Origin of the sequence: Escherichia sp. MOD1-EC6475 (assembly GCF_003046645.1) — a bacterium.
Lineage (GTDB): Bacteria > Pseudomonadota > Gammaproteobacteria > Enterobacterales > Enterobacteriaceae > Escherichia > Escherichia ruysiae.
Window position 1 is genome coordinate 119,149 of the sequence record NZ_PZKQ01000003.1, and the last position, 6,001, is coordinate 125,149.

At 49.3% G+C, this 6,001-nt stretch carries 6 protein-coding genes and 1 pseudogene; all 7 read left to right on the forward strand.

Annotated elements, in window-relative coordinates:
* Positions 1-130 precede the first annotated feature (130 nt).
* Entirely contained in the window at positions 131-1,183 is a 1,053-nt protein-coding gene (gene fbaB / locus A7589_RS01110) for a class I fructose-bisphosphate aldolase (protein WP_000129561.1), read from the forward strand.
* A gap of 321 nt (positions 1,184-1,504) precedes the next feature.
* Positions 1,505-2,359 (forward strand): tagatose bisphosphate family class II aldolase, encoded by an 855-nt coding sequence (locus tag A7589_RS01120; RefSeq protein ID WP_010353781.1) that lies wholly within the window; start codon positions 1,505-1,507, stop codon positions 2,357-2,359.
* Positions 2,360-2,387: 28 nt separating this feature from the next.
* The gene (gatZ, locus tag A7589_RS01125; RefSeq protein ID WP_108188692.1) at positions 2,388-3,650 is read left to right on the forward strand and encodes a tagatose-bisphosphate aldolase subunit GatZ; all 1,263 of its coding nucleotides are present in this window, start codon (positions 2,388-2,390) and stop codon (positions 3,648-3,650) included.
* 12 nt (positions 3,651-3,662) lie between these two features.
* A complete protein-coding gene (gatA, locus tag A7589_RS01130) occupies positions 3,663-4,115 on the forward strand; it encodes a PTS galactitol transporter subunit IIA (RefSeq protein WP_000163639.1) in 453 nt (150 codons plus the stop codon).
* Between the two features lie 31 nt (positions 4,116-4,146).
* Positions 4,147-4,431 (forward strand): PTS galactitol transporter subunit IIB, encoded by a 285-nt coding sequence (gene gatB, locus A7589_RS01135; RefSeq protein WP_000823282.1) that lies wholly within the window; start codon positions 4,147-4,149, stop codon positions 4,429-4,431.
* Positions 4,432-4,434: 3 nt separating this feature from the next.
* Positions 4,435-5,790 (forward strand): PTS galactitol transporter subunit IIC, encoded by a 1,356-nt coding sequence (locus tag A7589_RS01140; protein ID WP_000490646.1) that lies wholly within the window; start codon positions 4,435-4,437, stop codon positions 5,788-5,790.
* Positions 5,791-5,838: 48 nt separating this feature from the next.
* Positions 5,839-6,001, forward strand: a pseudogene (locus A7589_RS22895) (hypothetical protein); the annotation flags it as partial.

The following is a 6,001-nucleotide window of genomic DNA, read 5'->3' on the forward strand; positions in this document are numbered from 1 at the left end:
CAGAAAACGCTGAAAAAACATCCTGAGAATGGAAAAAATAGCCTGTAACGACCAGGATTATGATTGCCCGCAAAGGCGGGCCAGGACAATCCATAGCCGATATCCAATCGGAATTTACGGGAGCATAGTAATGACAGATATTGCGCAGTTGCTTGGCAAAGATGCCGACAACCTTTTACAGCATCGTTGTATGACTATTCCTTCTGACCAGCTTTATCTTCCCGGACATGACTACGTAGACCGCGTGATGATTGACAATAATCGCCCGCCGGCGGTGTTACGTAATATGCAGACGTTGTACAACACCGGGCGTCTGGCGGGAACGGGATACCTTTCCATTTTGCCGGTTGATCAGGGCGTCGAACATTCTGCCGGAGCTTCATTTGCCGCTAACCCACTCTACTTTGACCCGAAAAACATTGTTGAACTGGCGATCGAAGCGGGCTGTAACTGTGTGGCGTCAACTTACGGCGTGCTGGCATCGGTATCGCGGCGTTACGCGCACCGCATTCCGTTCCTCGTCAAACTCAACCATAACGAGACGCTAAGTTACCCGAATACCTACGATCAAACGCTGTATGCCAGCGTAGAGCAGGCGTTCAATATGGGGGCGGTGGCGGTTGGTGCGACCATCTATTTTGGCTCGGAAGAGTCACGTCGCCAGATTGAAGAAATTTCTGCGGCCTTTGAACGTGCGCATGAACTGGGCATGGTGACAGTGCTGTGGGCGTATCTGCGTAATTCTGCCTTTAAGAAAGAGGGCGTTGATTACCATGTTTCCGCCGACCTGACCGGCCAGGCGAACCATCTGGCGGCGACCATTGGCGCGGACATCGTCAAACAGAAAATGGCGGAAAATAACGGCGGCTATAAAGCGATTAATTACGGTTACACCGACGACCGTGTTTACAGCAAGTTGACCAGCGAAAACCCGATTGATCTGGTGCGTTATCAGTTAGCTAACTGTTATATGGGGCGCGCAGGGTTGATTAACTCCGGCGGCGCTGCGGGCGGTGAAACTGACCTTAGCGATGCGGTGCGTACTGCGGTTATCAACAAACGTGCAGGCGGAATGGGGCTGATCCTTGGTCGTAAAGCGTTTAAGAAATCGATGACCGACGGCGTGAAACTGATTAACGCCGTGCAGGACGTTTATCTCGATAGCAAAATTACTATCGCCTGATACGCTTCATACGAACAGCACTGCCCCGTAGGTCGGATAAGGCGTTCACGCCGCATCCGGCAACCTGTGCCTGATGCGACGCTGAAGCGTCTTATCATGCCTACACACAGCACTACCCCGTAGGTCGGATAAGGCGTTCACGCCGCATCCGGCATAAAACCACGCGCACTTTGCTACGGCTTCCCTCTTGGGAGGCCGTTTTTTTGTCTGTCATTGCTGGATTTATTTTCATTTTGTCGTTTTTGTGATCATTATCTCGACATTTAAAAACAAATAATTTCATTATATTTTGAAATCGAAAACAAACGACAGGATGTGAAAATGTACGTGGTATCGACAAAGCAGATGCTGAACAACGCGCAGCGCGGCGGCTACGCGGTTCCGGCATTCAACATTCACAATCTCGAAACGATGCAGGTAGTGGTGGAAACCGCAGCCTGCCTGAATGCGCCGGTCATCATCGCCGGAACGCCCGGCACGTTTAACCATGCCGGAACAGAAAACTTGCTGGCGCTGGTTAGCGCGATGGCGAAGCAGTATCACCATCCGCTGGCGATTCACCTTGACCATCACACAAAGTTTGAAGATATCGCGCAGAAAGTGCGCTTCGGTGTGCGCTCGGTGATGATTGACGCCTCGCATTTGCCTTATACGCAGAACATTGCACGAGTCAAAGAAGTGGTGGATTTTTGCCATCGCTTTGATGTCAGCGTCGAAGCTGAACTGGGGCAACTTGGCGGTCAGGAAGACGATGTGCAAGTCAATGACGCCGATGCTCTATATACCAATCCATCACAAGCCCGCGAATTTACGCAAGCGACGGGAATTGATTCCCTGGCGGTCGCCATCGGCACCGCTCACGGTATGTATGCCAGTGCCCCGGCGCTGGATTTCTCCCGCCTTGAGGCCATACGTCAGCAGGTTGCGCTACCGCTGGTACTGCATGGTGCGTCGGGACTGTCTTCTGCGGACATTCGCCAAACAATCAACCTGGGTATTTGCAAAATCAATGTCGCGACGGAGCTGAAAAATGCCTTCTCGCAGGCGTTAAAACGTTATCTGACGGAACATCCAGAGGCGACCGATCCCCGAAATTATTTGCAGTCGGCCAAATTGGCAATGTGTGATGTGGTGAGCAAAGTGATTGCCGATTGTGGCTGCGAGGGCAGGGCATAACGCATCTGCCATTTAACAAGGAAAAACCATGAAAACGTTAATTGCCCGGCATAAAGCCGGTGAACATATCGGCATATGCTCTGTCTGTTCGGCGCATCCGTTGGTTATTGAAGCGGCGCTGGCTTTCGATCTCAGCAGCACACGCAAAGTGCTGATTGAAGCAACGTCAAACCAGGTCAATCAATTTGGCGGTTATACCGGAATGACACCGGCAGACTTTCGCGAATTTGTTTTTGCGATTGCTGATAGAGTTGGGTTTGCGCGCGAGCGCATTATTCTCGGCGGCGACCATCTGGGGCCAAACTGCTGGCAGCAAGAACGTGCGGATGCAGCGATGGAAAAATCCGTCGAGCTGGTAAAGGCATATGTTCGTGCCGGTTTCAGTAAAATTCATCTTGATGCGTCAATGTCCTGTGCGAGCGACCCTGTACCTTTAGCGCCAGAAACGGTTGCTGAACGTGCCGCTGTACTTTGCCACGCAGCGGAAAGCGTGGCGACGGATTGCCAGCGTGAACAACTGACTTATGTGATTGGCACCGAAGTTCCGGTTCCGGGCGGTGAGGCCAGCGCCATTCAGTCGGTGCACATCACAAGGGTAGAAGATGCCGCCAATACTTTACGTACACATCAAAAAGCGTTTATTGCCCGTGGCCTGACAGAGGCGTTAACGCGCGTGATTGCGATAGTGGTACAGCCTGGCGTTGAATTTGATCACAGCAATATTATCCATTATCAGCCGCAAGAAGCGCAGGCGCTGGCGCAATGGATAGAAAACAGCAAAATGGTCTATGAAGTACATTCCACCGATTACCAGACCCGGACGACGTATTGGGAATTAGTACGCGATCACTTTGCAATTTTGAAAGTAGGGCCAGCATTAACCTTTGCTTTACGCGAGGCGATATTTGCGCTGGCACAAATTGAGCAGGAACTTATCGCGCCGGAAAATCGCAGCAGTTGTCTTGACGTGATTGAAGAAGTCATGCTCGACGAACCGCAATACTGGAAAAAATATTACCGTGCTGGATTTAACGATTCTTTGCTGGATATTCGTTATAGCCTTTCTGATCGTATTCGTTATTACTGGCCGCATAGTCGAATTAAAAATAGCGTCGAGATGATGATGGCGAACCTTGACGGTATCGAAATTCCACTGGGTATAATTAGTCAGTATTTGCCAAAACAATTTGAACGCATCCAGAGTGAGGAACTCAAGGCGATACCACATCAGCTTATTATGGATAAAATTTTTGATGTTCTGCGCGCCTATCGTTACGGTTGTGCAAAATAATAAGGATGTAATATGACAAAGCTATTTGTTCGTAGCGGTATTTCGTTTGCCGATCGCCGCGAAGCACTAACCCATATTGGCAATGAAATGGTCGCGCAAGGTGTTGTTCATGACTCCTGGCCACAGGCATTAATTGCCAGAGAAGCGGAATTCCCCACCGGGATTATGCTGGAACAGCACGCCATTGCAATACCGCACTGCGAGGCGATTCATGCAAAAACGTCAGCCATTTATCTGTTAAGACTCGCGGATAAAATCAATTTTCAGCAAGCAGATGATGATAATGAAGTGGCGGTTTCATTAATCATCGCCCTGATTGTAGAAAATCCACAGCAGCAACTGAAACTTTTACGTTGTTTATTTGGCAAGCTGCAACAACCCGATGTGGTCGAAACGCTTATCAACATTCCAGAAGTGCAATTAATGGAATATTTCAAAACATCTGTTTTAGATTCAAATGAATAAAATCCCTCTGTACTAATAAAAAGGACTGTTTATGAAACGCAAGATTATTGTCGCTTGCGGAGGCGCGGTTGCGACTTCTACGATGGCGGCGGAAGAGATTAAAGAGTTATGTCAGAGCCATAATATCCCTGTTGAATTAATCCAGTGTCGGGTTAATGAAATAGAAACTTATATGGATGGTGTACATCTGATTTGTACGACTGCCAAAGTTGACCGCAGTTTTGGTGATATTCCGTTAGTTCACGGTATGCCTTTTGTTTCTGGTGTAGGGATCGAAGCATTACAAAATAAAATTCTGACTATCTTACAGGGGTGACCTATGTTTTCAGAAGTCATGCGTTATATTCTCGACCTTGGCCCTACGGTCATATTGCCGATTGTCATTATTATTTTTTCAAAAATATTAGGCATGAAAGCAGGTGATTGCTTTAAAGCGGGTCTGCATATCGGGATTGGCTTTGTTGGCATCGGTCTGGTGATTGGCTTAATGCTGGATTCCATTGGCCCGGCGGCGAAAGCGATGGCGGAAAATTTCGACTTAAATCTGCATGTGGTCGATGTCGGCTGGCCGGGATCATCTCCAATGACCTGGGCGTCACAAATTGCGCTGGTGGCTATTCCAATTGCAATTCTGGTTAACGTGGCAATGCTGCTCACGCGTATGACGCGGGTAGTGAATGTCGATATCTGGAATATCTGGCATATGACCTTCACCGGAGCGTTGCTGCACCTGGCGACAGGTTCATGGCTGATTGGCATCGCGGGAGTGGTGATTCACGCAGCGTTTGTTTATAAGTTGGGCGACTGGTTTGCCCGCGATACCCGTGATTTCTTTGAGCTGGAAGGCATTGCCATTCCGCACGGCACATCGGCGTATATGGGGCCGATTGCGGTGCTGGTCGATGCCATTATCGAAAAAATCCCTGGTATTAACCGGATTAAATTTAGCGCCGACGATATTCAGCGTAAATTTGGCCCTTTTGGCGAACCGGTCACCGTGGGTTTTGTGATGGGACTGATTATTGGCATTCTTGCCGGTTACGATGTCAAAGGCGTATTGCAACTGGCGGTAAAAACGGCGGCGGTGATGCTGCTGATGCCACGGGTGATCAAACCTATCATGGATGGTTTAACGCCCATCGCGAAGCAGGCGCGTAGCCGTTTACAGGCGAAGTTCGGCGGTCAGGAGTTTTTGATTGGGCTTGATCCGGCGTTGCTGCTGGGGCATACGGCTGTGGTGTCGGCAAGCCTGATTTTTATCCCGCTCACTATTTTGATTGCCGTTTGTGTGCCGGGTAATCAGGTGCTGCCGTTTGGCGACCTTGCCACCATCGGCTTCTTTGTGGCGATGGCGGTCGCGGTGCATCGTGGAAACCTGTTCCGCACCCTGATCTCTGGCGTCATCATTATGAGCATCACCCTGTGGATTGCGACGCAAACTATTGGCCTGCATACCCAACTGGCTGCCAATGCGGGCGCGTTAAAAGCCGGAGGCATGGTGGCCTCGATGGATCAGGGCGGTTCACCGATTACCTGGTTACTGATTCAGGTTTTCTCCCCGCAGAATATCCCCGGTTTCATTATTATCGGCGCTATTTATCTCACCGGTATTTTTATGACCTGGCGTCGGGCGCGCGGTGTTATTAACAAAGAGAAAGCTGCTGTCGCACAATAAATTATACCCAAGGGGGAGAATATCCCCCTTTATCACTCAGGAGTTTTTATGAAATCAGTTGTTAATGATACTGATGGTATTGTCCGCGTGGAAGAACATAAGTTACCCGAAATTTATCATCAGGATGATGTGCGGATTAAAATTGCCAGTTCAGGATTATGTGGTTCCGATTTGCCTCGGATATTTAAAAATGGGGTAATGACTCCAACTT

Excerpts from the sequence above, each read along its gene's own strand:
- fbaB (WP_000129561.1), top strand. The coding sequence starts at position 131 with ATGACAGATATTGCGCAGTTGCTTGGCAAAGATGCCGACAACCTTTTA.
- A7589_RS01120 (WP_010353781.1), top strand. The coding sequence starts at position 1,505 with ATGTACGTGGTATCGACAAAGCAGATGCTGAACAACGCGCAGCGCGGC.
- gatZ (WP_108188692.1), top strand. The coding sequence starts at position 2,388 with ATGAAAACGTTAATTGCCCGGCATAAAGCCGGTGAACATATCGGCATA.
- gatA (WP_000163639.1), top strand. The coding sequence starts at position 3,663 with ATGACAAAGCTATTTGTTCGTAGCGGTATTTCGTTTGCCGATCGCCGC.
- gatB (WP_000823282.1), top strand. The coding sequence starts at position 4,147 with ATGAAACGCAAGATTATTGTCGCTTGCGGAGGCGCGGTTGCGACTTCT.
- A7589_RS01140 (WP_000490646.1), top strand. The coding sequence starts at position 4,435 with ATGTTTTCAGAAGTCATGCGTTATATTCTCGACCTTGGCCCTACGGTC.